At 50.4% G+C, this 1610-nt stretch carries 1 rRNA gene; it reads right to left on the bottom strand.

From position 1 onward, the window contains the following. Positions 1-1473 (bottom strand): 23S ribosomal RNA (locus ACI3EZ_RS07300); the annotation flags it as partial. Positions 1474-1610: the final 137 nt, after the last annotated feature.

Genomic DNA, 1610 nt, shown 5'->3' with positions numbered 1-1610 from the left:
GTCCCTCCATCGCTCAAACAAGATTAACTAGTACAGGAATCTCCACCTGTTATCCATCGTCTACGCCTCCCGGCCTCGACTTAGGTCCCGACTAACCCTGGGCGGACGAGCCTTCCCCAGGAAACCTTAGTCATTCGGTGGGCAGGATTCTCACCTGCCTTGCGCTACTCATACCGGCATTCTCACTTCCAAGCGCTCCACCAGTCCTTCCGGTCTGACTTCATTGCCCTTGGAACGCTCCCCTATCGCGTGACCTACGGTCACACCCACAATTTCGGTAACGTGTTTAGCCCCGTTACATTTTCGGCGCAGAATCACTCGACTAGTGAGCTATTACGCACTCTTTAAATGGTGGCTGCTTCTGAGCCAACATCCTAGTTGTCTGTGCAATTCCACATCCTTTTCCACTTAACACGTATTTAGGGACCTTAATTGGTGGTCTGGGCTGTTTCCCTTTCGACTACGGATCTTATCACTCGCAGTCTGACTCCCGGACATGGATCAATGGCATTCGGAGTTTATCTGAATTCAGTAACCCAGGATGGGCCCCTAGTCCAAACAGTGCTCTACCTCCATGATCCTTAATTCCGAGGCTAGCCCTAAAGCTATTTCGGGGAGAACCAGCTATCTCCAAGCTCGTTTGGAATTTCACCGCTACCCACACCTCATCCCAGCACTTTTCAACGTACACGGGTTCGGTCCTCCAGTGCGTTTTACCGCACCTTCAACCTGGACATGGGTAGGTCGCCTGGTTTCGGGTTTTACACCTCCATACTGAAACGCCCGTTTCAGACTCGCTTTCGCTGCGGCTCCGGCCTTACCGCCTTAACCTCGCATGCAAGCGTAACTCGCCGGTTCATTCTACAAAAGGCACGCCATCACCCCTTAATGGGCTCTGACTGCTTGTAGGCATATGGTTTCAGGAACTCTTTCACTCCCCTTCCGGGGTGCTTTTCACCTTTCCCTCACGGTACTGGTTCACTATCGGTCACTAGGTAGTATTTAGCCTTGGGAGATGGTCCTCCCGGTTTCCGACGGAGTTTCACGTGTTCCGCCGTACTCAGGATCCTGGTTGGAGGTAACCATGTTTCGTCTACGGGACGATCGCCCTCTGTGGTGCAGCTTCCCAACTGCTTCGACTACATGATTACTTGGTAACTCACCACACCAGTCCTACAACCCCAGAAAGCAAGCTTCCTGGTTTGGGCTGTTCCCCGTTCGCTCGCCGCTACTCAGGGAATCGAATTTCTTTCTTTTCCTGTGGGTACTAAGATGTTTCAGTTCCCCACGTGTTCCACTTACTAGGTTATAGATTCACCTAGCAGTAATGACCTCACGGTCATTGGGTTGCCCCATTCGGAAATCTCCGGCTCAGTGCTTACTTACAGCTCCCCGAAGCTTATCGCAGTTAGTCACGTCCTTCATCGGCTCCTAGTGCCAAGGCATCCACCATACGCCCTTAATAACTTAACCTCTCATTACCTTCCGGTAATTGATGAGTTTAGCGCTCAAGAACTTGTCTTGTTTTAAACTCTTTAAAACGCGGTGTTCTCGGTTCAATTTAATCAAGAAATCAAGAATTGTTATCTAGTTTTCAAAGAACAAAGCTG

Source organism: Ligilactobacillus sp. LYQ60, from assembly GCF_045033015.1.
Lineage (GTDB): Bacteria > Bacillota > Bacilli > Lactobacillales > Lactobacillaceae > Ligilactobacillus.
Note: the sequence above shows the minus strand (reverse complement) of the source record. Positions and strands in the feature narration are given on the sequence as shown.